At 49.0% G+C, this 25,950-nt stretch carries 25 protein-coding genes; 22 read left to right on the plus strand and 3 right to left on the minus strand.

What is annotated here, in order from left to right:
• Nucleotides 1–225 precede the first annotated feature (225 nt).
• The 8 genes from ord (at nt 226) to NIA71_RS16205 (ending at nt 9,233) form a co-directional block, all read left to right on the plus strand.
• Nucleotides 226–1,284, plus strand: a complete 1,059-nt coding sequence (ord, locus tag NIA71_RS16170) for a 2,4-diaminopentanoate dehydrogenase (protein ID WP_227755426.1) — start codon at nt 226–228, stop codon at nt 1,282–1,284.
• A gap of 90 nt (nt 1,285–1,374) precedes the next feature.
• A complete protein-coding gene (gene ortA, locus NIA71_RS16175; protein ID WP_227755425.1) occupies nt 1,375–1,674 on the plus strand; it encodes a 2-amino-4-oxopentanoate thiolase subunit OrtA in 300 nt (99 codons plus the stop codon).
• Complete coding sequence (ortB, locus tag NIA71_RS16180) at nt 1,674–3,092, plus strand: 2-amino-4-oxopentanoate thiolase subunit OrtB (protein ID WP_227755424.1); 1,419 nt, start codon at nt 1,674–1,676, stop codon at nt 3,090–3,092. Before ortA ends, ortB begins: the two co-directional genes overlap by 1 nt.
• A gap of 67 nt (nt 3,093–3,159) precedes the next feature.
• The gene (locus tag NIA71_RS16185) at nt 3,160–3,525 is read left to right on the plus strand and encodes an ornithine aminomutase subunit alpha (protein WP_227755423.1); all 366 of its coding nucleotides are present in this window, start codon (nt 3,160–3,162) and stop codon (nt 3,523–3,525) included.
• Between the two features lie 2 nt (nt 3,526–3,527).
• Nucleotides 3,528–5,744, plus strand: coding sequence for a D-ornithine 4,5-aminomutase subunit OraE (oraE, locus tag NIA71_RS16190; protein WP_148397593.1), 2,217 nt, complete (start codon nt 3,528–3,530; stop codon nt 5,742–5,744).
• Between the two features lie 44 nt (nt 5,745–5,788).
• The gene (locus tag NIA71_RS16195; RefSeq protein WP_253020956.1) at nt 5,789–7,375 is read left to right on the plus strand and encodes a GlmL-related ornithine degradation protein; all 1,587 of its coding nucleotides are present in this window, start codon (nt 5,789–5,791) and stop codon (nt 7,373–7,375) included.
• A 17-nt stretch (nt 7,376–7,392) separates the two neighbouring features.
• Entirely contained in the window at nt 7,393–8,478 is a 1,086-nt protein-coding gene (gene orr / locus NIA71_RS16200; RefSeq protein WP_253020957.1) for an ornithine racemase Orr, read from the plus strand.
• A gap of 86 nt (nt 8,479–8,564) precedes the next feature.
• Complete coding sequence (locus NIA71_RS16205; protein ID WP_253020958.1) at nt 8,565–9,233, plus strand: N-acetylmuramoyl-L-alanine amidase family protein; 669 nt, start codon at nt 8,565–8,567, stop codon at nt 9,231–9,233.
• 142 nt (nt 9,234–9,375) lie between these two features.
• On the opposite strand, the gene NIA71_RS16210 is transcribed toward NIA71_RS16205, so the two are convergent.
• Nucleotides 9,376–9,636 carry a GIY-YIG nuclease family protein gene (locus tag NIA71_RS16210; RefSeq protein WP_227755419.1) on the minus strand — a complete coding sequence of 87 codons (261 nt, stop codon included), beginning with the start codon at nt 9,634–9,636 and terminating at the stop codon, nt 9,376–9,378.
• A gap of 112 nt (nt 9,637–9,748) precedes the next feature.
• Here NIA71_RS16210 and glp point away from each other — a divergent pair, with 112 nt between their 5' ends.
• From glp to NIA71_RS16265, 11 genes are all read left to right on the plus strand, one after another.
• Nucleotides 9,749–10,978 (plus strand): gephyrin-like molybdotransferase Glp, encoded by a 1,230-nt coding sequence (gene glp / locus NIA71_RS16215; protein WP_253020959.1) that lies wholly within the window; start codon nt 9,749–9,751, stop codon nt 10,976–10,978.
• A gap of 12 nt (nt 10,979–10,990) precedes the next feature.
• The gene (locus NIA71_RS16220) at nt 10,991–12,895 is read left to right on the plus strand and encodes a molybdopterin biosynthesis protein (protein WP_253020960.1); all 1,905 of its coding nucleotides are present in this window, start codon (nt 10,991–10,993) and stop codon (nt 12,893–12,895) included.
• 273 nt (nt 12,896–13,168) lie between these two features.
• Entirely contained in the window at nt 13,169–13,318 is a 150-nt protein-coding gene (locus tag NIA71_RS16225; RefSeq protein ID WP_253020961.1) for a hypothetical protein, read from the plus strand.
• 261 nt (nt 13,319–13,579) lie between these two features.
• Nucleotides 13,580–14,062: a hypothetical protein gene (locus tag NIA71_RS16230; RefSeq protein WP_253020962.1), complete on the plus strand. Its 483-nt coding sequence runs from the start codon at nt 13,580–13,582 to the stop codon at nt 14,060–14,062.
• A 428-nt stretch (nt 14,063–14,490) separates the two neighbouring features.
• Entirely contained in the window at nt 14,491–15,522 is a 1,032-nt protein-coding gene (locus tag NIA71_RS16235) for an AAA family ATPase (RefSeq protein WP_332108590.1), read from the plus strand.
• Nucleotides 15,522–16,676 (plus strand): DUF58 domain-containing protein, encoded by a 1,155-nt coding sequence (locus NIA71_RS16240; protein ID WP_253020963.1) that lies wholly within the window; start codon nt 15,522–15,524, stop codon nt 16,674–16,676. Before NIA71_RS16235 ends, NIA71_RS16240 begins: the two co-directional genes overlap by 1 nt.
• Nucleotides 16,677–19,070, plus strand: a complete 2,394-nt coding sequence (locus NIA71_RS16245) for a transglutaminase-like domain-containing protein (RefSeq protein ID WP_253020964.1) — start codon at nt 16,677–16,679, stop codon at nt 19,068–19,070.
• Nucleotides 19,071–19,200: 130 nt separating this feature from the next.
• The gene (gene moaA / locus NIA71_RS16250) at nt 19,201–20,154 is read left to right on the plus strand and encodes a GTP 3',8-cyclase MoaA (protein ID WP_148397584.1); all 954 of its coding nucleotides are present in this window, start codon (nt 19,201–19,203) and stop codon (nt 20,152–20,154) included.
• Nucleotides 20,155–20,156: 2 nt separating this feature from the next.
• The gene (moaC, locus tag NIA71_RS16255; RefSeq protein ID WP_253020965.1) at nt 20,157–20,639 is read left to right on the plus strand and encodes a cyclic pyranopterin monophosphate synthase MoaC; all 483 of its coding nucleotides are present in this window, start codon (nt 20,157–20,159) and stop codon (nt 20,637–20,639) included.
• Nucleotides 20,640–21,167: a MogA/MoaB family molybdenum cofactor biosynthesis protein gene (locus NIA71_RS16260; RefSeq protein WP_148397582.1), complete on the plus strand. Its 528-nt coding sequence runs from the start codon at nt 20,640–20,642 to the stop codon at nt 21,165–21,167.
• On the plus strand, nt 21,160–21,591 hold the full coding sequence (locus NIA71_RS16265) for an MOSC domain-containing protein (RefSeq protein WP_148397581.1): 432 nt from the start codon (nt 21,160–21,162) through the stop codon (nt 21,589–21,591). The genes NIA71_RS16260 and NIA71_RS16265 overlap by 8 nt, the downstream gene beginning before the upstream one ends.
• Here the strand turns inward: NIA71_RS16265 and NIA71_RS16270 are convergent.
• Entirely contained in the window at nt 21,578–22,330 is a 753-nt protein-coding gene (locus NIA71_RS16270; RefSeq protein WP_253020966.1) for a Rossmann-like domain-containing protein, read from the minus strand. The two genes, NIA71_RS16265 and NIA71_RS16270, sit on opposite strands and share 14 nt — an antisense overlap.
• Nucleotides 22,331–22,362: 32 nt before the next feature.
• Nucleotides 22,363–23,142 carry a hypothetical protein gene (locus tag NIA71_RS16275; protein WP_253020967.1) on the minus strand — a complete coding sequence of 260 codons (780 nt, stop codon included), beginning with the start codon at nt 23,140–23,142 and terminating at the stop codon, nt 22,363–22,365.
• Nucleotides 23,143–23,360: 218 nt separating this feature from the next.
• On the opposite strand from NIA71_RS16275, the gene NIA71_RS16280 reads away from it, so the two are divergent.
• From NIA71_RS16280 to pstA, 3 genes are read left to right on the plus strand one after another with little or no spacing between them, the layout of a single operon-like run.
• Nucleotides 23,361–24,224, plus strand: coding sequence for a phosphate ABC transporter substrate-binding protein (locus tag NIA71_RS16280; RefSeq protein ID WP_148397578.1), 864 nt, complete (start codon nt 23,361–23,363; stop codon nt 24,222–24,224).
• Nucleotides 24,225–24,237: 13 nt separating this feature from the next.
• Nucleotides 24,238–25,128 (plus strand): phosphate ABC transporter permease subunit PstC, encoded by an 891-nt coding sequence (gene pstC / locus NIA71_RS16285; protein WP_253020968.1) that lies wholly within the window; start codon nt 24,238–24,240, stop codon nt 25,126–25,128.
• Complete coding sequence (pstA, locus tag NIA71_RS16290) at nt 25,125–25,949, plus strand: phosphate ABC transporter permease PstA (protein ID WP_253020969.1); 825 nt, start codon at nt 25,125–25,127, stop codon at nt 25,947–25,949. Before pstC ends, pstA begins: the two co-directional genes overlap by 4 nt.
• Nucleotide 25,950 lies beyond the last annotated feature (1 nt).

Genomic DNA, 25,950 nt, shown 5'->3' on the forward strand with positions numbered 1-25,950 from the left:
GCAAAAAAATGGGCTATGAAGTGCAAAAAAACGGGCGCATGACAAGCTATAGATAAAATATTCAAAATTATATAAAAACAATCAGAGCTGAATTTTCAGTGCTTACAATGTCCTCATCAAATTATGCGGATTTGGCATGGAGATTGCTTTATATATTAGCAGAATCAAGATAAAAGTAAAAGCGTAACAGCGAAGCGATATTAAGATGAAAAGGAGAATATGGAAATGAAAAATGTAAAAGTAATTATTTGGGGTCTTGGCGCTATGGGCGGCGGTATGGCGGATCTGCTTCTCAAGAAAAAGGGCGTTGATATCGTCGGCGTTGCCGGAAGAGGCGCCAAGATCGGCAAGTCCATGTACGATTACATTCAGACAGAACGTGGTGACCGGCCAGATGTGTTAATCGGTGCTCCGGAAGATGTGATCAAAGAAGGCGCGGCGGATGTGGTTCTCTGCTGCACGGACTCTTTTGTTAAAACCGCTTTTGACCGGTTGAGATTTGTCCTCGAAAGAAAGATCAATGTGGTATCTTCTGCGGAAGAGATGGCATATCCAAAAGCCCAATCCCCGCAGGAAGCAGCAGAGCTGGATCGCATCGCCAAGGAAAACGGCGTTTCCATCGTGGGTACCGGCATCAATCCGGGATTGATCATGGACCTGCTGGTTGTGACTATGACCGGCTGCTGTGAAGAAGTGGAACATATTGTTTCCAGGAGAGTCAACAGCCTTTCACCTTTTGGTCCGGCGGTCATGGAAGAGCAGGGAATCGGCATTACCAAGGAAGAATTCTTGGATGGAGTCAAGACCGGTAAATTATCAGGCCACGTTGGTTTCCACGAATCCATACACATGATCGCAGACGCCATCGGCTGGGATGTGGAAAAGGTTACCCAGTCCATGGATCCAATTATGACCGATGTAGACCGGAAATCTCCTTACGGCTTCGCCAAGGCCGGCAACGTCGCCGGATGCGCCATGAAAGGTCAGGGCTACGTAGACGGCGAGCTGAAGATCGAAATGGATCATCCACAGCAGATCGAGCCGGAGCAGGTGGGCGTTCAGACCGGAGACTATGTGATCATCAAGGGCACGCCCAACATCAACATGGTCAATTCGCCGGAGGTACCGGGAGGAATCGGAACCATCGCCATGTGCGTCAATATGATTCCCCATATCATCAATGCCAGACCGGGCCTTCATACCATGATCGACCTGCCGGTTCCAAGGGTCATCATGGGGGATATGAGAGACATGATCTGTGAAGAAGCAAAAATTGTAAAATAGTTGATTCATACGTATACAAAAATGACAGGACACGCTCAGCTTGCAGCAGAGGGTGTCCTGCCATCTAACCGTATTTTTTAGGAGGAGACAATGGTTAAAAAAGGTGAATGGGTGCGAATCCATAAGGTGATTTTAAAAGCGGAGCAGAGGACAGGAAAGCTTCCTGAGGATACAAAGAAGGTTCCCCTGGAGATGTGGACAAAAGGCTATCTGCTGGCAGATGCACAGATCGGAGATGAGGTTGAGATCGAATCCGTCAACGGCAGGCATGAGACCGGCACGCTGATTGAAGTGAACCCGTATTATGAACATGATTTCGGAACCTGCGTGCCTGAACTGCTCAAAATTGATAAACAAGTGAGAGAAATCATATTTGGAGGTGAACAATAATGGCAAACTTACCTCAGGATTATGACAGCGTAATGAGCAGAAAACAGGAAGTGATGAAAGATGCCATCGGCATTGACTATTCCCAGTTTGAATCAGGGTCCATGGCCTTTGACTACGAAAAAATGATGCGTGAGACCGGTTATACCCTGGAAGAAATGCAGAAAATCCAGTACAGCGTAAATGTGGGCAACACACCGATTCTGGAACTGAGAAATCTGACCGCATTGGCAAGAGCCTGCGCTCCGGAAGGAAAAGGCGCCCGCATCTTCGTCAAGGATGAAGCCGCCAACCCATCGGGAAGCTTTAAAGCCAGAAGAGCGGCCAACGCCGTCTTTCACGCGAAAAAGCTGGGCTACAAGGGCGTGATCGCAGCCACATCGGGAAATTACGGAGCAGCAGTCGCCTCCCAGGCCGCCATTGCGGGATTGAAATGCATCATTGTTCAGGAATGCTATGACTCCAAGGGCGTTGGACAGCCGGAGATCATCGAAAAGGCGAGAAAATGCGAAGCTTTGGGAGCCGAAGTGGTTCAGCTGACCGTAGGACCGGAGCTCTTTTATAAGTTCATCCTTTTGCTGGAAGAAACCGGATACTTTAACGCATCCTTATATACGCCCTTTGGAATCGCAGGCGTGGAGACACTGGGTTATGAGATTTCCATGCAATTTCGAGAAAAGTACGGGAAAGATCCGGACGTGGTGGTCTGCACCAACGCCGGCGGCGGCAACCTGACCGGAACGGCCAGAGGGCTGATGAAAGCCGGGGCCAAGGATACCAAAGTGATTGGAGCATCCATCGATCTTTCCGGCCTGCATATGGCATCGGATAAAGCCTTTAATCTCAAGTCCTGTACCACCGGCCACACTGGATTCGGCGTACCTTACGCTGTGGATCCGGACCATTCCGACGTACCAAGATCCGCGGCCAGACCGCTGCGCTACATGGATCGGTACGTGACCATCACACAAGGCGACGTCTTCTATATTACCGAATGTCTGGCTACCTTAGAGGGATTGGAAAAAGGGCCGGCAGGAAACACTTCTCTGGCGGCGGCCTTTGCCCTGGCGCAGGAAATGGACCAGGATCAGATGATCGTTGTCCAGGAGACAGAATATACGGGAGCTGGAAAGCATGTCCAGCCACAGCTATCCTTTGCAAGAGAAAACGGGATAGAAGTCCGTTTTGGCGACCCCAAGGATGAGGTGCCGGGAAAGAGCGTCATCATTCCGGAGCATCCGACCCTGATCAAAGCCACTGACATGGATTTGGACCGCCAGAAAAAATCTTTGATTAAAGCCAACTTGAAAAAATATACCATGGATCCCACTGAAGAAGATTACCAATACCTTGCGGAAGAAACGAAAAAAGATGTGGACTGGGTGAAAAAAGCGGTAGAAGAGATAAAAGCTTCCCTTTAAACAAGATGATGGAAACCAGCATACCGGCCGGGCTGATGAAAGGCCGGGGACAGAAAGGATGATAAGGATGAGAAGAGAAGATGATTTCGCGGAACGCAGAAAGCATATCGCAGGTCTCAGCGACCAGGAGTTATACGACCGGTTCTGGCAGTTAACGGCTCAGGTGGTTGACCCCCTCCTGGAGCTGGGCAAAAAAAACACCACCCCTTCAGTAGAGCGGGCCGTTCTCCTGAGAATGGGCATTTCCTCCCTGGATACGCAGAAAATCGTAGAAGGCTGTATGGACAGAGGCCTCATGGGACATGGCGCCGGCCACGTGGTTTATAAAATGGCCAAAAAGAAAGATATTTCCATAAGAGAAGCCGGCGAGATGCTGGCCAGGGGTGAAGGCTGGGATGAAGCAGTGTCCCTGTTTACGAAGGGAGGCAAATAAAAATGACGGATTTCAAATTGGAAGCCAATGAAAAGCTGGATGTGCGTAACATCCTTAAAGACCTGGATAAATATGAACCCAGAAGAAGAGGCTGGACCTGGAGAAAGCACGTTGACAATTTAAAAATGGGTCCCTTTGAGTACCATGATTGCTCGGAGCCTTTGGAAAACGGGGTAGGCCTGCCGCCGGCAAAATATTTTGGAAACATCGATCCCCAGCCGGATGCGGTGATCACAACGGAAATCGCTTCCGGAAGATTTGAGGATGATATCCGCAGAATGCGGATGGCCGCGTGGCACGGAGCCGATCATATTATGGTTATCCGCCATATGGGGCAGTCCCATATAGACGGCTTGATGGAAGGCACGCCCCAGGGCATCGGCGGCGTTCCGATCACCAGAAAACAGGTGCGGGCTCAGAGAAAAGCCCTCGATATCATCGAAGATGAGGTGGGCCGGCCCATCAACTATCATTCCTATGTTTCCGGCGTGGCGGGCCCGGATGTGGCGGTCATGTTCGCGGAAGAAGGCATCAACGGAGCCCATCAGGACCCACAATACAATGTGCTGTATCGGGATATCAACTGCGTGCGTTCCTTCGTCGATGCTTGTGAATCAAAAAAAATCCTGGCATGGGCTGATATCCTGCAGATTGACGGGGCTCACAACGCCAACGCTACAGCGAGAGAAGCATGGAAGGTGATGCCGGAACTGATCGTCCAGCATGCCATCAACGCCCTTTTCTCAGAGAAGGTTGGCATAAAGCCTGAGAATATCAGTTTATCGACCGTCCCGCCGACGGCAACGCCTGCGCCAAGCGTATACATGGATTTGCCCTATGCAGTGGCCCTGCGGGATATTTGCGACAGATACAAAATGCGGGCCCAGCAGAATACCAAATATATCTGCTCCTCCGCAAGGGAAGCTACGGTAACTCATGTGCTGAACATGCTGATTTCCAAGCTGACAAGGGCAGATATTCAGTCCACCATCACCCCGGACGAAGGCAGAAATGTACCATGGCATATTTACAACATCGAAGCCTGCGACAATGCCAAACAGACCCTGGTGGGCCTGGACGGTTTGATGGAAATGGTCGAGCTGAAAGAGGACGGCTATCTGAGAGAAAAGGCAAGAGAAATTAAAGAACGGGCATGCCTCTTTATGGAAGAGATTGTCCAAGCCGGCGGATATTTCCAGGCAGTGCAGGAAGGCTTTTTCGTGGATTCTGCCGAGTACCCGGCGAGAAACGGCGATGGTATCGCAAGGCAGATTGAAGGCGGTGTAGGCTATGGATATATCTTTGAACGGGAAGATGATTATATGGCGCCGGTAACGGCCCATTTTGGGTACAATAATGTTGAGCAGTACGGCGGCGATCCCGCCGATCCGGCGGCCCTCATCGGAGGATGTACCTTCGAGGACCGGGAGAAGATCGTCTATATCGACGAGCTGGATGAGGAAGACTGTGTGGATGTGAGATTGGAAAAGGTAAAGAAATACCTGGACGGCGAAGCCATCAAACCAGAAATGGAGTGGTGCGCCGATGGCACGATTATGCTTACCATGTGCCTTCCAACCCACATGCGGGCGGCAGAAGCGGCAGCCCTGGAAATCGGCAAAAAGCTGGGGCTGGAGGATCCGGAGGTTATCAGCAAGGAAGTCCTTCAGGATGCGGAAGGTACTAGAATTGAAATGAAGGGTAAAGTCACCTTTGACGTGGATCCCAATCATCTAGAAATTCCGCCGGAGCCTCATCACTTGAGCGACGAGGTGCTGTACAAAGAGTTCAGCGACCATCCGATGAAGGTTGTCTGCGGTACAGTAGGCGAGGACGAACATTCGGTCGGTCTGCGGGAGATCATCAACATCAAACACGGCGGCATCGAAAAGTGGGGCATCAAGGTGGAATACCTGGGAACTTCGGTTCCAGTGGAAAAGCTGGTGGATGCGGCAGTGGAACTCAATGCGGATGCGATTTTGGCCTCGACCATCATCTCCCACGATAACGTCCATTATAAAAATATGAAACGAATCAACGAGCTGGCTATTGAAAAGGGAATCCGGGATAAGGTAATCATCGCCGCAGGCGGTACACAGGTCGTCCCTGAGGAAGCGAGAAATACCGGTATTGACGAAGGTTTCGGAAGAGATTCACACGGCATCGATGTGGCAACTTTCCTTGCAGAAGAAGCCATGAGGCGGAGAGGCGAGCTTTAGGCCGCTTCATGCGGCCTCCCGGGAAGAAAGGAAGAACATGGAGTATGAAGGTTGATGTGCTGGTAGCCGAAATCGGCTCTACGACAACAGTAGTAAACGCATTTAAGGATATTGACTCAGAGGAGCCGGTTTTCTGGGCCCAGGGGCAGGCTCCCACATCGGTGCTGGACGGCGATGTTCGGATTGGACTTGAGGGCGCCATCGCCGATCTTTGCAGAAAAAAGAAGATCGATTCATTAGAATACGATGAAATGCTGGCGACTTCTTCGGCAGCGGGCGGCTTGAAAATGACGGTGCACGGATTGGTATACGACATGACCGCAAGAGCCGCCAAAGAAGCTGCCTTGGGCGCAGGAGGCATCATCCATTATGTGACTGCGGGAAAATTGCGGCGGACAGATCTTGCTAAGATTAAAGCCATCGATCCCAATTTGATCCTCATCGCCGGGGGTGTTGACTATGGGGAACGGGATACGGCCATTGAGAATGCAGAAATGATTCGCAGCCTGGGACTGAAAACGCCGGTGATTTATGCAGGAAACTGTGAAAATCAAGAAGAGATGAAGCTGATTTTTGATAAGGATAGCGGCCAAAAGCTGTACAATGTGGAAAATGTTTATCCCAAGATCGACGACCTGAATGTGGAGCCGTGCAGAAAGGTGATTCAGGATGCCTTTGAGGAACACATCACCCGTGCTCCCGGTATGGAGCATGTACGGGATATGATAAACGGGCCGATCGTCCCTACCCCCGGGGCAGTGATGGAATGCACGAAACTTCTCTATGAATATCTGGGCGATCTGGTGGTTTTAGATGTGGGTGGAGCGACCACCGACCTTCATTCGGTTGCCGCTGAGTCCGATCAGGTGGCCCGCATTATGACTTCGCCTGAGCCTAAGGCAAAGCGGACCGTGGAAGGGGATCTGGGCGTCTATATCAACCGCATGAAGGTAATCGAATCCATGGGTGAAGAAAAATTCCGGGAAACATGCGTGAAAGCAGGGATTGATCCGGAGCAAACTCTGGAAAGCTACCGGGCGATTCCTAAGAATGAGGATGAGAGCAAGCTGGTGGAAATTCTGGCAGAAGAGGCAGTGATGAAAGCAGTAGAGCGGCATGCGGGGCAGATTCGATATATCTACGGCCCTTCCGGCAGGACTAGTGTGGCCGAAGGCAAGGACTTAACCCAAGTCAAGTATATTGTCGGTACTGGAGGCGCCCTAACCAGGCTGCCTCACAAAGAAGCGATTATGAAGAAAATCGCCTTTCATGATGAGACTGGAATGCGTTTATTTCCAACACAGCACGCAGAAGTCCTGGTGGACCGCGACTATATTATGGCTTCCTTGGGAGTCCTTTCAAAAAAACATAAAGAAGGAGCAAAAAGGCTGCTTGAAAGAAGTTTGGGGATTTCGTTTCCGAAAGCCAAAGCTGGTTTTGGGGAAATGGATACTTCCTTGGCAAAAACCAGGTCCGGTGCGGCTGTTTTAGAGGAATTGGAAAGAGATCAGGCAGCGCAGGATTCCAAGCGGGAAGCATTGATCAAACACATCAAAGAATGTGAAGCAAAAGGGTATGATATGGCCGCTTACCGGGAAGGCCTGGGACTGCCGTCAAAAGAGAAAGACTAAGATAGGGGAGAGTAACCATGTATCCGAGATTAACCATCGATTTGAAGAAACTAAAAAATAATTTGGAAGGTGTGGCCAGAATTACAAAAGAGCAAGGGCGTTGCAGTCTGATGATCGTAACAAAAGGCGTTTGCGCGGACCGGGAGGTGGTAAAACTGATATGCCGGCATCCGGCCGTGGACTTTGTTGCAGATTCCCGAATTCAGAACCTTGAAACGTATGCTGAACGTGCAAGAAAAGCAGGCAAACAAACCGTGCTTTTACGGCTGCCCATGGCGTGCGAAATCGACAAAGTGATCAGATTTGCGGATATCAGCTTCAACTCTGAGCTTGAAACACTGAAGCTTCTCAATGAAGAGGCTGCCAGCCAGAGGGTCAAGCATAAAGTCGTACTGATGATCGATCTGGGCGATCTTAGGGAAGGCATTTTCTTCAAAGCTGAAGAGGCCATTTACAATACAGTTTCTCAAGTTCTTTCCATGGACCATCTGCAGCTTTATGGAATTGCGGTCAATCTGACCTGCTACGGCGCGATCATACCAAAGCATGATAATTTATCCCGGCTCTGCCAATGGGCGGAGAATATTGAAAAGACGTTTAGCATTGAGCTGCAGATGGTTTCAGGCGGTAATTCCAGTTCCATTTACTTGATTGAAAAGGGGGAGCTTCCCGGAAGGATCAACAATCTGCGCTTAGGGGAGGCCTTTCTCCTAGGAAACGATACGGCATACGGGACTAAGCTTTCCGGCACGACGGATGATGCCCTGCTTTTGGAGGCCCAGATCATTGAGCTGAAAGAAAAACCGTCGATTCCGATCGGGGAGTCGGGGGTCGATGCTTTTGGAAAAAAGCCTGTCTATGAGGACCGCGGCAAGATCAAGCGGGCAATTATTGCCATCGGTCAGCAGGATACCGACATCACCAGCATGAACCCCCTGGATTCTAAGGTCGATATTCTGGGAGCCAGCTCTGACCATATGATCCTGGATGTTACCAAATCAGATGAATCTTACAGTATTGGCGATGTGGTCAAATTTAAAGTGGGGTACGGCGCCATGCTGAAAGGTGCAACCAGTAATTATGTGGAAAAGGTTTATAAATAAGGGGTAATGGGCGGCAATTCTTAAAAAAGCGTTAACATTCAGGCCCTTCTCTTGTCAAAAAACGTCGAGGGCTTTAGAATGAATGTATGCCAAGAACAACAGTAGCGAGAAGGAAAACTGCGAAGAAACCCATCAGACAAAAGACAAGAACAAAGAGGGGAAAACAGGGGGAGCGGCGAAAGCGCCTGCTGGTTTTGATGTTCGTCATATTGGCTCTCATGAGCGTCGTTGTGCTCAAATCCTGCTTTATGACTATCGACATATCTAAGTTGGATTACCCATCCTTTGTGCAGCAGGATTTTATCGGGAAGGACGGCCACTCCAGAACAGGAAAATCGATGAAACGAGTCAACGACATTGTCATTCATTATGTTGCCAATCCAGGGAGCAGCGCCAAAGCCAACCGGGACTTTTTCGATTCCAGCCAGTCAAGCGTCAGCGCGCATTTTGTCGTGGGCTTGAAGGGGGAAGTGATTCAGTGTGTGCCTTTAAACGAACAGTCGTCCGCTTCCAATGACCGGAATCCGGATACCATTTCCATTGAGGTCTGTCATCCCAAGGCAAACGGAAAGTTCAACAGTAAGACATACGGCGCTTTGATCAAGCTGACCGCATGGCTTTGCGATGAGTTTGGGTTAGATGAAGAGGATGTGATCCGTCATTACGATATCACAGGCAAGGATTGTCCCAAATACTATGTGGAACATCCAGACGCCTGGAAAAAACTGAAAAAAGACGTGAAAAAGGCAATGTGATAAGCATTGCCTTTTTCATAACGTAGGAAATATCGATGCCATCGATATTGACGGAGTTTCAAAGAAAGTACATTGCGAAGCGTCGGCCCTTGCGGCCGACATGTGTGCATAGGGAGCTATGCTCCCGTCATGCACACTTTTTTTATTTTCCAGGGTGGGAGGCGATGAGCAGGTGCTTTTTGTCCCTGCTCAATTTTTTTATCGCCGCTTCGCGGCGCAGAGCGGTTGAACGGTCGGGCAGGTATTCGATATAGACCAGTTTCACCGGACCCCGGCCTCTTGTATATTTGGCGCCGGTTCCGCGGTTATGAGCAGCCAGCCGGCTTTCAATATCATTGGTCCAGCCGGTATAGAGGGAACCGTCCGCGCACTCCAGCATATAAACGCAATCTTGTTTCTTCATAATTAAAAATCCTTTCCATAGTATCTATCATACAAAATTATTTTCCCGTTGACAACGCATAGGTGGAAGCGATATGCTAAAAACTAAGCAAAGAAGTAGAAAGGAAAGTGCAGTGAAACTATTAACAGTAGATACAGTAAGCGAAGCACGCGAAAAACTATTAATCGCGGCACAGCAAAAAAAGAAGCAAATCGAATTTGTGGAACTGGAAGAAGCGATGGATCGGGTTTTGGCATCGGATCTGGTATCTCCTGAACCTATCCCGTCTTTCCGCAGATCTACGGTGGATGGATATGCGGTCAGGGCGGCGGATACCCAGGGAGCCGGGGAGAGCATTCCAGTTTTTTTAGAAATCATCGAGCGGATTGAAATCGGTACGCCGGCCGTGAGGATGGTTCAGCCCGGGCAATGCAGCTACGTGCCGACGGGCGGCATGATCCCGGAGGGCGCTGACGCTGTGGTTATGGTGGAATATTGTGAAGCCTTTGATACCAGGAGCATGGCTGTATACGATGCGGTTTCACCCGGGAGAAATCTGATCCGCATTGGAGAAGATATTCAAGAGGAGTCTCTGTTTTTAAAAAAGGGAACAAGGCTGCGGCCGCAGGAAATCGGGGTCCTTGCTTCGGCAGGCGTTCATACGGTGCCGGTTTACCGGCCTTGGAAGATTGCCATTATTTCCACAGGAGACGAGCTGGTGCCTGCGGATCAAAAGCCCATGCCGGGCCAGGTGCGGGATATTAACACCTACGTGCTTGATGCCATGAGCAGAAAATATGGATTTGAGGTCGTGTCCAAACAGGTGCTGCAGGATCAGCGCAATCTGCTGGAGAAAGCGGTGGACTCAGCCATGAAAACCTGCGATATGGTGGTCGTTTCCGGCGGCAGTTCCCAGGGGGAAAAGGACCATACGGCCGATGTCCTGGATCAGCTGGCAGATCCAGGGGTCTTTACCCACGGCATCGCCCTGAAGCCGGGTAAGCCGACTATCCTGGGATATGATACGCTTTCGGAGACCATTTTAATGGGCCTTCCAGGTCATCCGGCCGCGGCAATGATCGTATTTGAACTGCTGGCGGTTTGGCTGTATCTCCAATTAACCCACCAGCCGGCTCCAGCATATACAACGGCCGTAGTCGAAACCAATGTGGCCAGTGCGCCGGGCAAAGAAACCTGCCTGCTGGTTGAACTTGTGGATGGTGACGACGGATATATTGCCAGGCCGATCTTCGGTAAATCGGGGTTGATGACCACGTTATCCAGGGCCTGGGGCTATACCTTGATTGATATGAATAAAGAAGGGCTGAAAGCGGGAGAACCCATACAAGTAATACTGTTTTAGAAAGGATAAAATATGGCAAAGAGAAACCTTTATTTAGATACAAAGCCGGTGGATGAGGCGGCGGCTCTTTATTTGGCTGCGCTGCAGAGGACCGTGGATATTCAATATGAAACTATTCCCGTGTCGGAAGCCCTTAATCGGGTTACCAGGCATGCGACTTATGCCAAATACTGTTCACCCCTTTTTAACGCATCGGCAATGGACGGCATCGCTGTTATTTCACAAAAGACAAAGGATGCTGCTGAGACTGAACCTGTTGTATTAAAGGAAAAAGAAGATTATGTGGTAGTTGACACGGGCGATCCCATTCATCCGCCATATGATGCGGTGATTATGGCCGAAGATTTAGTGGAGACAGAAGAAGGGGTATTGATCATCGCATCTGCTGCTCCCTGGCAGCATATCCGACCAATTGGGGAAGATATTGTGGCAGGGGAAATGATTTTGCCCAGCAGCCATAAGATACGTCCCATTGATGTGGGTGTGCTGTTGTCTGCCGGAATTACGGAAATCGAAGTGGTTAAGAAGCCGGAGGTGGCCATCTTCCCTACAGGTACGGAAATCATCGAGCCGGAACAAACGCCGGAGGACGGCAATATTATCGAATCCAATTCTCGTATGTTTGAAAATATGGTTACGGAAGCCGGAGGCGCTGCTCATCGTTTTCCGCCGATTATGGATGATTACAAGCAGATTCGCGATCATATTGCAGAAGCGGTCGGGGAATACGACATGGTGATCGTTAACGCCGGTTCCAGCGCAGGCACGGAGGACTTTACCGTTCATGTCCTGCGGGAGCTGGGAGAGGTGCTGGTCCACGGAGTGGCCATCAAACCGGGAAAACCGGTCATCCTGGCCATAGTCAAGGGAAAGCCGGTCATCGGACTTCCGGGATACCCGGTTTCCGCATATATCGGATTTGAAAATTTTGTTGAACCGGTTTTATCCATGATGGGACAGACTCCGGCAAAGCGGCGTGAAAGCGTGACAGCGTATATCTCCAAACGACTGGTCTCCAGCCTCAAGCACAAGGAATATGTCCGCGTCAAAGTGGGAAAAGTGGGAGATAAGATGGTTGCAGCGCCATTGGCCAGGGGAGCGGGAGCGGCTATGTCGCTGGTGAGGGCCGATGGCTTCTGCGTGATCGAGCAGAACAGCGAGGGCGTGGAAGCTGGCGATCCGGTCAAGGTAGAGTTGTATCGGGAAAAGGCTGAAGTGGAAAATACAGTGGTGATCATCGGCAGCCACGATCTGATTTTGGATGTTGTGGCCGACATGATGCCTGATCGGCATAAAGGGATGTTTGTTTCCAGCACCCATGTGGGCAGCATGGGCGGGTTGATGGCGCTGAAGAGAAAAGAGGCCCATTTGGCGCCGATACACCTGTTGGATGAAACATCCGGTCAGTACAACATTTCTTATATAAAAACGGTGTTCGGAGATGAGAAGATGGCTCTGATCAAGGGAGTTGGCAGGACACAGGGTATTCTTGTAAAAAAGGGAAATCCCCTGGACATCGGCGGCATCGAAGACTTAGCCGGCTGTCGATATGTCAACAGGCAGAGGGGCGCAGGTACGAGGGTATTGTTCGATTATAAGCTAAAGCAGCTGGGAATGGAGCCCGAGCAGATCAATGGATATGACCGGGAAGCTGCTACCCATATGGCTGTAGCGGCGGCGGTAGGAAGCGACGGGGCAGATGCAGGTATGGGCATTCTTTCGTCAGCAAAAGCGATGGATTTGGATTTCATACCGATTGGCCCCGAAGAATATGATTTTGCAATTCCTCAAAGCTATTTGGATTTGCCCCATATCCAGGCGTTCCTGGAGATTCTGCGAAGCGAAGATTTTCATCGCCGCCTTGATGAACTAGGCGGGTATTCCTATGAACATGCAGGGGATGTGGTGCTTATTTAGGCGGACGATTTGTAAAAAGATAGGGGAAAATAAGGCTCGAATTGGTGTAATGCTTCCCTTTGACATGCTTGTTAAAATAGTAGCAATGCACAAATTAATTATCCAAATTGTAAGAAAATGAACAAATTTGTTATTTGCCTGCAATCAGATTGCTGAGTTGAAAAAGTTGTTTGTTTTTGGTTGAAATTTTAATTGACTACGAATATAATGACCATGTCAGAAGAGATAATTTTATTATCATCATAATGATGAGGAAGAAAGGAGTGTTGAACCATGACATCAACAAGAGTCAGCAGATTTAAAAACGACAATCCGGGAAATCCTTCGAATGTTATTTCTCACATGCTTCATGAGACAGAAAAGCAGATTGAAAAGATGACCGGACAAAGAGTGAAACTGATTGCAAAAGACGTGGAAGAATAATAATTGCAATGTCTTATGATTTAGGCGTGTTTACACATAGTTTTTAAAGACAAGAGCGTGGTTGAAAGACCAAAAGATGAGCGAAAACCTGGCAGGCTGGCAAAGCTTGGCCAGGTTTTTGCTGTAAAAGGGAGGCAAATGATTCTTTACGGAAGGGATTTTTATCTCGAAAAAGATTGACAAAATTTTACAAATCGGATATAATTAAGTCACATTCTGAAAGAGAAGATTTTCGGAAAATTTTCAGGAAAGGAGAATGAAATGGATAGAGATATTCAAGAACTGAAGGACTTAATGCTTCGCACCTTGGACAGTGTACAAAGTCTGCATGTCAAAGTGGATCGGATCGAAGAACGGGTAACTGCCTTGGAAGTTCGCATGTCGGCTCTGGAAGAGCGAATGACTGCCTTGGAAGAACGTGTGAGCACCTTGGAAGAGCGAATGACTGCCTTGGAAGAACGAATGACCGCCTTGGAAGAGCGAATGACTGCCTTGGAAGAACGAATGACTGCCTTGGAAGAACGTGTGACTGCCTTGGAAGAACGTGTGAGCACCTTGGAAGAGCGTGTAACCGCTCTGGAAGAACACGTCGCGGCTTTAGACTCCGAGCTTTCCGCACTGAGAGACTCACAAGAAAAGCATTTTGAAACTTTGATTGTAGAATTCAGCGCATCCATGGATGGAATGAACTGGCTCAGAGAAAACAAAGTTGATAAATCCGCACTCAGACAAGCAGCCATATAAGTGTATGGATTTGGCTGGCAGCATGTAATCGCTTTACGCAGTTACATAGAGAGTAGGATTTAACGGATATCAAAAAATATCCTTGCTGCCTTCCGGGTGGGACCGGTAAGAGCCGGGCAGCAACCCTTTCCGATGGGAACGTACAATTTAAAAGCACCCTCTTTTAAGCAAACAGATGTGCCGGAGAAGTTTTTCAAAAGAAGAACCATTCCACCAGCGCAAGTGGTTTGCTTTTTTCATGGAATTAAAAGAGAAAATGTCGGTAAGTGACAGTGTGGGTTCATGCAGGCTGGGCTGACATGATTCGACAAAGGTAGTCATGCAGCATGAAAATGTGATATACTATATCGGAAAATAATCAAAAAAATTAACGGTTGATCAGAGAGGTCATCAACTGTCTTGAACAGGCAATTATTGAGGAGGATATCATGGACAAACAGATAAAGGAATCGCAGCCAAACGACCAGACACTTGCTGCGGCTGCATCCAGACAAGAAACCGTCACAGCTGAAATGCAGAAGGTCTGTCTGGCGATTATCAGGGAACTGAAGAAAGTAATTGTGGGAAAGGATGAAACCATCAAAAAGGTGCTGATGGTCATTTTGGCCGGCGGACATATTTTGCTGGAGGATGTGCCTGGAGTTGGTAAAACTACATTGGCCCTGGGCTTTTCCAGAGTCATGAATCTGGATTACAGACGTATGCAATTTACCCCAGATACGATGGCCAGCGATATCACCGGGTTCAGCGTATACAATAAAGAAACCGGAGCTTTGGATTACAAACCGGGGGCGGCCTTGTGCAACCTGTTTTTAGCAGATGAGATCAATCGGACTTCAGCCAAAACCCAGGCGGCGCTGCTGGAAGTTATGGAGGAGGGAGGTGTGACCGTCGATGGGGTGACGCACAAAGCGCCGGACCCATTCGTATGTATTGCCACCCAAAACCCCCTGGGAAGCGCGGGAACACAGAAACTCCCTGACTCTCAGTTGGACCGTTTTATGGCCCGGCTATCCATGGGATATCCGGATCTGAAAAGCCAAGTGGAAATCGTTAAGCAACGCCAGAGCTCCGATCCGATAAAGACCGTTCGCCCCCTCGTGAGCGTGGCTCATATCAAAGCCATGAAACGAGCTGTGCAGATGATCCATATGGACGAGGAGATCATTCAATACGCGGCGGCCCTCTGTGAGAAAACCAGGACTGCGGCGGCTGTAGAACAAGGTGTAAGTCCGAGAGCAGTATTAGCTCTGGTGCAGATGGCAAAAGCCGATGCTCTCATGGACGGGCGAACCTACACCATACCCCAGGATATCAAGGATGTGTTCGTCGATGTTTGTGGCCATAGGCTGATTTTGACAGCCAGAGCGAAGATTCGCAAAGAAACAGAAGCAAAAATTCTGCAGGATATTCTGCAAGAAATAAAACCGCCGGCGATTCTGGAAAGAAAGGCAAAATAATGCTGCGAAACAGAGTGTTTTATGGGCTGCTGCTTTTGGCAATGGCTGTGATTTACATCTTTACAAATACATATTACACACTGACCCTTTTTGGCCTCTGTGTGCTTTTGCCCCTTGTTTCACTGGCTCTCATGCTGCTATCCCACAGGGGACTGTCCATAAGTCTGCAAGCGCCCGCTGCAGCAGACAAGGAAGAGGCTGTTTTCACCTATCAATTTGAAAACGCCAGCCGGCTGCCGGTTGCCAGGCTTGGTTTTCAGGTGCAGTTGGAAAATCAGATGAGCGGATCGCAGAAGACCAGAAAGGTCAGCACCACCGTAGGCGGAAAAAAACAAGCAAGCGCAAGATTAGCTATCAAAGACAGCAAAGTAGGAACTGTAATCATTTCGACAAAAGAAATATGCATATACGACGCATTCGGCCTCTTTACTTTAAAAAAAACCGATCTACCCGATCAGGCGACGATGATTTATCCCCATATGCGGGAAGCTGCCGTTCATATGGAAAAAGCCATCGAAACGACCGGTGACGGCAGACGCTACTCAACGGACAAACCGGGTCAGGACGTGAGCGAAGTTTTTGCCCTGCGGGAATATGCCCCTGGAGATGAAGTGAGAAAAATCCACTGGAAATTGTCTTCTAAAATCGACAAGATGATGGTGCGGGATTTCAGCCTTCCTTTCAACTATTCGGTGTTTCTTCTAATGGAGCTGACTCGCGGAAAGGAAGATGCGGTGGATGCAGTAGTGGAATTATACCTGTCATTGTCAAGGGCGCTTCTGGAAGGCGGCATCAACCACAACTTGGCGTGGTATGATGCCGGCGACCGGGCTTTTCATGTGCGCGAGCTGGATGATTTTGAAGATCTGGATTTGGCAGCGGCGCAGGTTCTGGCGTCCTTTGCCGGGGAGGAAAAGGGAATCGCTTTGGACTATTATGCGGCCAGCGCCTATTCAGGGCAAAAAAACACATTGGTTTACATTACATCGGATCCGGATGTGGAGAAGGTTGCAGAAATGGAAGTGTCGCAAGCAATGCGGACGGTGTATGTTTATGAAGATGAAGCTTATAAGGAGCAGGCGCAGCAGGTGATCGAGCTGGTTCCGGTGCCGGTAAACCAGATTGGGCAGGGAATCCCGGAGTTGATGGTATAAATGATGATTTTAACGAGAAAGAATGAATCCAGGACCGCAATGGATCTGGTACAAATAACCGATGAAAACAGCAGGCATCCGGCCAGGAGAGTTCTCTTTGAGCTACTGCTTGCGATCGCCCTTTCGGTGGGATGCTGGTACACCTTTTTTTCCATGTTTCCCAATCCGGTGGATCCGATCATTAGCGTCCTGCTTATTGCAGGATTGCCGGTGGGGCTGTATTTTCTATGCTGGAACCCATTTCTGGGGCGGTTTTTGACCCTGTGTGTATTTGTGCTCGCAGCGGTATTTTGTGCGGCAGCATACAAGCATGTTTGGAACGGATTGCTGGTATTGACCAACAACGTCATCGAGATATTGAACGATCAAATCAAAGCAGGGTTGGTTTCCTTTGAGGCGGCCGGTGATTCAGTTGATTGGAGCACAGACGTATTTTTGACCATGATTCCAGTTATCCTGCTGACATCCATGGCCATTGTTCACAGCATCTACCATAAAGAACCTCTTTTGGGATTTATCTTTACCGCTTTTCCGGTTTTGCTGGGATTGTGCATGAAAATCCGACCGTCCATTTGGCTGTTGATTTTATTGCTTTTAAGCTGGACAGGGCTCCTGGTTCTTTCAGCTGTTGCCAGGCCGGTGAGCCGGAAAAAAAATCGGCCCATTTATATCCAAAATTCTCAAAATTCAATGCTCCCATATCTTTTCCTCGGTATTACTCTGGTTCTTCTGCTGGGGTATGTACTGCTGTTTTCAGGTGACGATTATCGGCCGCCGCAGACGGTTAACGAAGCCAGAGACGCAGTTGTGGCAGCCCAGGAGCATCTTCGCTACAGCAAACTGGGAGGCGATGAAATCGACCAGCTGAGTGAGGGCGACCTGACTCAGTCCCATCCTCTTGCCTATACGGGAAATTCGGTCCTTACTTTGACAATGGAAAACCCGCAGGCTATGTATCTAAGAGGCTTCACAGGCGGTGAATTCAAGGAGGATCAATGGGAGGAAGCTCCAGAAGGGGCCTATGGCGGCCAATATGCCGGCCTAATAGAGAGCTTGATGGAAGAGGATTTTTATCCCTGGGTGCAGCAGGGGCGTCTTTATTCCATGCTGCAAAGCGCAGCTGCCCCTTCAAATGTCTATGTGAATAACCGCAACGGAAGCAGCAGGTATCTGTATCTTCCATACGAGGCGGCGCTCAGCGGCGATGCCCTCCCAGAAAAGGTCAATTACAAAAAGGATTACGGCGCCTTTACCAAAGGGCTGACCGGCCAGAGGCAATACATCTTCCAGACCTACCCGGCCATAATGAATGATTACAGTGAAAAGGGCGCGGCCCAATGGATCGGTCAATTGAAAGCAAGCTCAGGATGGGAGGACTATTCTAAGGCAGAAGCCGTGTATCGGGCTTATGTCTATGACACTTATCTTTCTGTTTCCAACAAGGATGCGGCTGCGCTGGGAGCCAGCGGAATCGAACGATGCGAGGGGAAGTCCATCGCTTATACACTGGACTATATCCGCAAAAATTTCGAGGAAGAGTTTACCTATAACCCGCAGCAGCAAAAAGCAATGAAAGGAAAAGGACAGCTGGATACTTTTATGAACGACAGCTACAGCGGAAATGACATGCACTTTGCCACAGCCGCTGCGCTCATGTTCCGCAAGGCAGGCATTCCGGCCAGGTATGCAGAAGGTTACTATCTTTCACCGGAATACATAAGCGATTACCTGGGAATGGATCATGCGGATGTGGATGTGCCCGACTTCCTGGCCCACAGCTGGGTTGAAATCTATGTGGATGAAATCGGCTGGTTCCCGGTGGAGGTAGTCCCGGGTTATTATGGTACTGCAAAACCGCAGAACCCTCAGCCGGAAGAACCGGAAAAGCTGAAAGAAGCCAAGGATGAGACATATGAGAATGTGGTTCCTGAAGACAGCCGGGAGAGGGAAGAAAAACAAGAGACGGAAAAACAGATGAACAGCTGGCCATGGTTTGTTTTGGCGGCAATCGCGCTGCTGATTCTAATCTATGAGGCCATGGGAAGGCAGCGAATTCATAAACGACTGGCATCCTTTGCTGCGATTCATACCGATGAACAGGTTTACAAGATGTACGCGTACGCGGGGCGGGTGATGGCTTTTGACGGACATCCGTTGCCAGAAAACCCATACGATCAGTTGGAAGAACTTTCGACTGCTTATGATGCTGTGACCGATATCACGCTTGCTGAGTTTTTGAGGCTGGTGAACCGGGTACGTTTTAGTGAAGGCCATCTGCTGGAAGAAGAATATGAAACTATGAATCGCTATGTCCGAAATCTGGCAAAACATGTTTATGGAGCTTCCAAGGCAGGAAAGAAATTCCTTATGAAATGGGTGCGCTTTTATATATGAGGTTTGGAAGATGGAAGAATCCTGAGAAAGACAGCTCAGGGGCGGTACAAACGGCGAATTTGTGGTATAATCATTTGCAGCGGCCCTTTGCGGGCGCTTGCTAATTCTAGTAAAAATCAAGAGGATATACATGAAAGATCAATATAACAGAGATATTAATTATATGCGGGTATCCGTCACGGAGCTGTGCAATTTGAGATGCCGGTACTGCATGCCGGAGGAAGGGATTGCGAAGAAAGCCCACGAAGAGATGATGACGGCCGAAGAAACCATTATGGCAGTCTCGGCGGCGGCCCGGCTGGGAATTCGTAAAATTCGTATCACCGGCGGAGAACCCCTCGTCAAGCGGGGAATCGTAAAACTTTGCGGTGCCATTGCCGATATTCCTGGAATCGAAGAAGTCTGCATCACCACCAACGGCACCCTGCTTCCCAAATACGCCAAGGACTTGAAAGCCGCAGGGGTAGACCGTCTAAATATCAGTCTGGACACCCTCAACCCGGAAAAATACCATCATATTACCCGGCTCGGAGAATTGAGCGATGCTTTGGCGGGCTTGAAAGCCGCAGAGGATGCGGGATTTACCAATATTAAGATTAATAATGTGCTCATGGGCGGCTTTAACGATGATGAGACGGAGGATTTTGTCAATCTGACCAGGGAGCAGCCCATTGAAGTGCGCTTTATCGAGCTGATGCCCATCGGTGGAGGCATTGGATTTGACCGGGCCCAGTTTGTAAGCTGTGATACAGTTCTGGAAAAAGTTCCCCAGCTTCGTTCCCTCAATCGGGAAGAAGGCGTTGCACGTCTCTATGCCCTTCCCGGAGCGGCGGGGAGAGTCGGTTTGATCCGGCCGGTCAGCTGCGATTTTTGTGAGGGCTGCAATAAAATACGTCTGACAGCAGATGGAAAACTAAAACCCTGTCTCCACTCGGATCAGGAGATTTCTTTAAAAGGCTTGACCGAAGATCAGATGGAGGAAACGCTCCGCGGCGCAATCATGGACAAGCCGCAGAAGCGGGAAGAACTGGGCGCTGACAGCCCCAGCAAGGCCGGCAGGGATATGAACCAGATAGGAGGATAAATATGGCGGATTTTTCACATTTTAACGAAGAAGGACGGGCTAAAATGGTGGACGTGGGCGGTAAAGATACAACCGTCAGAACTGCGGCTGCTGCGGGAAGAGTCCTTGTTAATAAAGAATGTTTTGATTTGATCAAAAGCGGCGGTATGAAAAAAGGCGATGTGCTGGGAACCGCTCAGATAGCCGGGATCATGGGAGCGAAAAGCACTTCTCAGATCATCCCGATGTGCCACCCGATTATGATAAATGGCGTCAACATTACCTTTTCTTTGAATGAAGAGGATTTGGCGGTTGAAATCAGGAGCGAAGTAAAATGCTCCGGCGTAACGGGCGTGGAGATGGAAGCCCTTTCAGCGGTTTCCATAGCAGCCCTGACTATTTACGACATGTGCAAAGCCGTTCAAAAGGATATGGTCATCGATCGGATTCATCTGCTGAGAAAGACCGGAGGCAAGAGCGGCGATTTTAGATGGGAGGATAGATAGATGGAATATACAGCGGCTGTAATTACCATGAGCGACAAAGGCTCGCAGGGACTGCGCAAAGACACCAGCGGCCCTGCTGTTTGTGAAATGTTAAAGGAGAACGGCTGGCAGGTGGTGTATACCAGCATCATTCCAGATGATTTTGAAACGATCAAAGAGGAATTGATTAAATGTGCGGATGAACTTTCCGTCTGCCTGGTGATGACCACCGGCGGGACCGGATTTTCCCCCAGAGATGTGACGCCGGAGGCCACCCATGCGGTGGCGGACCGTGAGGTGCGCGGCATTCCCGAAGCCATGCGGGCGGAGAGCATGAGGATTACCCCTATGGGCATGCTTTCCCGTGCAGAGGCTGGTCTGAGAGGCGGAACGCTCATGGTCAATCTGCCTGGCAGCGAAAAGGCGGCCAAAGAGTGTCTGGCAGCGGTCATTAAACCCATCAAACATGGAATCGATGTGCTGAGGGGCCAGTCTCATGACTGCGCGGAAATGCACAAAAAGGATAAGGAGGGCCATCACCATGGCTAAGGTAAAGGCTGTTTGCATCAGCGAAAAAAAGGGAGAACAAAAATATCCGGTGGACAGCGTAGAGCTCAAGATCGATCATGGAATCGCAGGCGACGCCCATGCGGGAAACTGGCACCGCCAAGTCAGCCTGCTGGCGGCCGAGAGTGTGGAAAAAGTCCAGAAAGTCCTGGATTTTCAACTGAAGAGCGGTGCTTTCGCGGAAAACATTCTTACAGAAGGCATTGAACTTTTTACATTGCCCATTGGGACCAAGCTGCAGATCGGCGGCGCGACCTGCGAAGTGACGCAGATCGGGAAAGAGTGCCATCAAGGCTGCGCCATTCGGGAGCTGGCCGGCGATTGCGTCATGCCCCGGGAAGGCATTTTTGTTAAAGTGCTACGAGAAGGAACTGTGAAAGCAGGAGACGAAATTAAAGTGATTTAGTGGAGTGCATTTCCTTTCGCAGCCGTACCCGCTGACCAAAATCCCCCATCTTCACATATCCCCGACCGATTTCCGCAGCCTGCTTGACAGGCAGATAGTTGGGCAGCAAGCCGGATAGCTCATCTGCTCCATATTGAAAGAGGACCGGGGACATGGGCGTGCTGGGGCCGAGAACAACTGCCCGCCCATGGGCAGACAACTGTAAAAGACGGGGAAGGGTCTTGTTGATAAACGCTGACCCGGTGATAAAGATAAAGTCCTGCTCCGGCAGGATAAATTCGCAGGCAGAATCGGGATAGTCATCGCCAGAGGGCTTGCGCTCCAGAACAGAAATAGAGGCAGCATTGGTCAGGAATCGTTCCAGATTGAAAAAATGACCAATGATCGCTGCCTTTTTGTTTTTTACTGCGCCGGCATAATCGAAAAAGGCGTTTTGGGTCTTTTCCATGCCAGGCACGGAAAGAGCGGCAGCCGGATGGTTGCAGTAGGCGTTGACAACCGCGGTTCCCGCGCTGGCTTTCAGGAAGTCCCAGGATTTGCACAGCTCAGCGGCAGATTGCATATCCACGCCGATTAAGCCGTCAAAAACCGGTAAAGAAAGTCCTCGCTCATTCACTGTTGCTGCAAATCCGCAGTAAGGTCCGGCGTAAACAATGGTCCAGGTTGGACCCACATGGATGTGATTGATTTTCACATCCTTTGGTATTGTCTCGATTAACTGATCATACAGCTGCCACATAACTTCAAAATCCTTTTTATCTATCGCAGATTCTATACTGTCATTTCCTGATACCCCTCAAAATCAGGGAAGTCAATGGTTAAATCGGTGTTAATGCTGACAAATTCCACGGTTGTCTTAAATTTCATAGCCACGGTTTCTTTATCCAGCTTTGCTTTCAGGGAAAAATCCACATCGATCTTTTTGGCCATATGGTTTTTGTCAGCTGTAACGGATATGTCCGCCTTGTCAAAGGTCAGATTTCCGGACGCATCGGTGATCCCTTCTGCCCCTGATACGTTTTTGGCCATATAGTCTATAGCTTTCGCGGGATCCATGGTAAAGTTATAGACCGTGTCCTCCCCATCCTGGCTGACCTTCAAATCTGAAATCATTTCCTCTGTAATGGATAACAATTCATCAGTATCCACCTTCATCATGGCACCCATTTCATTGGATGTATCCGTTTTCACTTTTTGTCCCATGAATTCCGTATAAAGAGCCTTATCCTTCATATACATGGTGCCGCTCATATCGGTACCGGCCATGTTCATTTTATACTTCATTTCCATCTGGATATCGTCTTTGGCCTTTTTGATCTCCTTTGCGGTCCCGCTCACGGTCATGTTATAGTCGCCGTCCCTGGAGGGAATGGCCGTTTCCATATTCACCTTAAATTCCGCATCTTTTATCTGCTCCATGTTCTTTTGCACAGTCATAAAAGAATCAAAATCGCTCTTTTCTTTGTCAGCAGTTTCTGTATCGCTGCCGCAAGCGGCAAGTGAAAAAACGATCAGCAGCGCAGATAATAAGCACAAACATTTCTTTTTCATCATGAACTCCTTTCAAATACAGGATCTTGTTGATTGATTATACCATAATCCGGCTCTTAACAAAATCCCTCAAAACAATCTCATTTTTTACAGCCATTTAACATAATTAACCCAAATCTAACGCTTTTCTTAAAATAGGTTTAACAAAAGCCGGTTAAACTAAACTTGTGAAAAAGAAAAGATGAAAGAAAAAATAAAAAGAAAGAAGGACGAAGATCATGAAAAAGAAAGTATTGACAGGTTTGCTTGCTGCAACTGTACTCATCGCATCACTGGGAATGGCAGGATGCGGAAGCGGCGGAGACGAAAAGGATGCTGCTGCCAATAAAGGAAGTGTGGTAATTGCTGGATCCACTTCCGTTCAGCCCCTTTCAGAAGCAATGGCGGAAGTTTATATGGACAGTAATCCAGATGTAACCGTTGAGGTACAAGGCGGCGGTTCAGGACAGGGCATCAAATCCATCGAAGAAAAAATCGCCGATATTGGTTCTCTTTCAAGAGAAGTAAAAGATGAAGAAAAAGCTTCTGTAGCAGAGGAAGTGGTAATCGCAAAAGACGGTGTGGCAGTGGTGGTCAACAAGGAGGTAAAAACTGATGACCTGACGCTGGAACAGATCAAGAATATCTATACAGGAAAGATTACCAACTGGAAGGATGTAGGCGGAGACGACAAACCGATTACCGTCGTATCCCGAGAAGAAGGTTCTGGAACAAGAGGCGCTTTTACCGAAATTACCGGTGTGCTTGAAAAGGATGACGCAGGAAAGGAATCCGACAAGACCACAAAGGATGCACTGGTTCAGCCTTCGACAGGAGCTGTCAAGAAAACGGTTGCCAGCACCCCAGATTCCATCGGATACGTATCCTTAGGTGCGCTGGATGATAGTATAAAAACAATTAAAGTTGAAGGTACCGAAGCTACGGTTGATAATGTATTGTCCGGCGATTACAAAATCCAGAGACCCTTCGTATATGTTGTAAACAGCGAAATGAGCGATGCGGCCAAAGCCTTCATCGACTTTGCCAAGGGCGCGGAAGGGCAGAAAATCGTAGAGGAAAACGGATTCATCCCTGTAAACTAAAAAGGGTTTAATCATGAAGACGAGAGAAAAAGCGATTGAAAAAGTAATTCTGATTTGTGCAGCGGTATCCACCCTGGCCGTTGCACTTATCACGATCTTTATCTTCAGCTCAGGACTTCCAGTGCTGAAAAACTATGGACTATTCAACTTTATCTTCGGACACAGCTGGCGGCCGACAAACGGAGATTACGGTATTTTGCCGCTGATCGCAGGCACACTAGGCGTTACGTTAGGTGCTCTCATAATCGGTATCCCTACTGGCCTGGGCTGCGCCGTATTTCTTGCGGAAATGTTAAAAAAACGGCCGGCAAAATTATTTAAGGCGGCAATTGAGCTGCTAGCCGGGATTCCATCTGTTGTATACGGCTTCTTTGGGTTGGCAGTTATCGTTCCGGCTATCCGAGAATATATTCTTCCTTTGGCACAGAAAGTAAATCCAGAAGCGGCCAGCAGCGGATTCAGTGTCCTTGCAGGCGCGATCATTTTGGCAATTATGATACTTCCCACCATTGTCAGTATCTCGGAAAATTCCATATCCGCCGTACCGGCTGAGTTCCGGGAAGCCTCATTGGCTCTGGGAGCCGACAAACGGGAAACGATTACTAAAGTGATTCTTCCGGCGGCAAAATCGGGTATTTTTTCCTCCATCATTCTGGCTATGGGGCGAGCAATTGGTGAAACTATGGCCGTGCTCCTGATTACGGGAAACATGGCGCAGATTCCGGGAAGTCCGTTGGATCCGGCCGCCACGCTTACGGGCACAATCGCTATGGAAATGTCGTATGCCACACCGGAGCATCAGAGTGCGCTGTTTGCCATCGGCATCATTCTCTTTGTAATAATTGTAATACTCAATTCCATCGCCCAGGCGATTATGAGAAAGTTTGGGGGTATGACGGCATGAACAAACGTATAAAAAGCAATGGATATTTCGGACTGATCGGCTTGGTAGCCGCCATAACCCTGGCAGTGCTGATTCTCATCATTGGATTTATTCTCGTAAGAGGAATTCCCAATATATCGCTGGAGTTTCTGTCGGATTCTCCGAAACGGATGGGAAAAGAGGGCGGTATCTTTCCGGTTATCATCGGTACTTTGTACGTGACCTTAGTATCCATCATCATCGCCACGCCCATTGGAGTAGCGGCGGCGATCTACTTTTCAGAATACGCGAAGAAGGGAAGGCTCATAAACATAATTAGATTCTTTACAGAGGTCTTGGCTGGAATACCATCAGTCATATTTGGTCTCTTCGGCTTTGCTTTCTTCGTTGTATTTTTAGGAATGGGGTGGTCGGTTATTTCCGGCGGCCTGACCTTATCCATGATGATTCTTCCCACGCTGATCCGATCAACGGAAGAATCGCTGAAAACAGTACCGGTCTCTTACCGGGAAGGCAGTCTGGCTCTGGGCGCCACTAAATGGGAAACGGTCAAAAAAATTGTGCTGCCCTGCTGTAAGTCGGGGGTTTTGACGGGTTTGATCCTGGGCATCGGCAGAGCGATCGGAGAGACTGCTGCTGTTATGCTGACAGTGGGCGGATCCTTAAAGCTTCCCGTATCGATTTTTGATTCCACAAGAACGATGGCGGTTCACTTATACACCCTGGCTTCCGAAGGGCTGTCGGATAAAAACACGTATGCCACTGCGGCGCTGCTTATCATTCTGGTACTGATCATCAATACACTTGCAGGCTATATCAGCGGCAAGCTGGCGAAGGAGTAAG

Source organism: Ihubacter massiliensis (genome assembly GCF_024125305.1).
Taxonomy (GTDB): domain Bacteria; phylum Bacillota; class Clostridia; order Peptostreptococcales; family Anaerovoracaceae; genus Hominibacterium; species Hominibacterium faecale.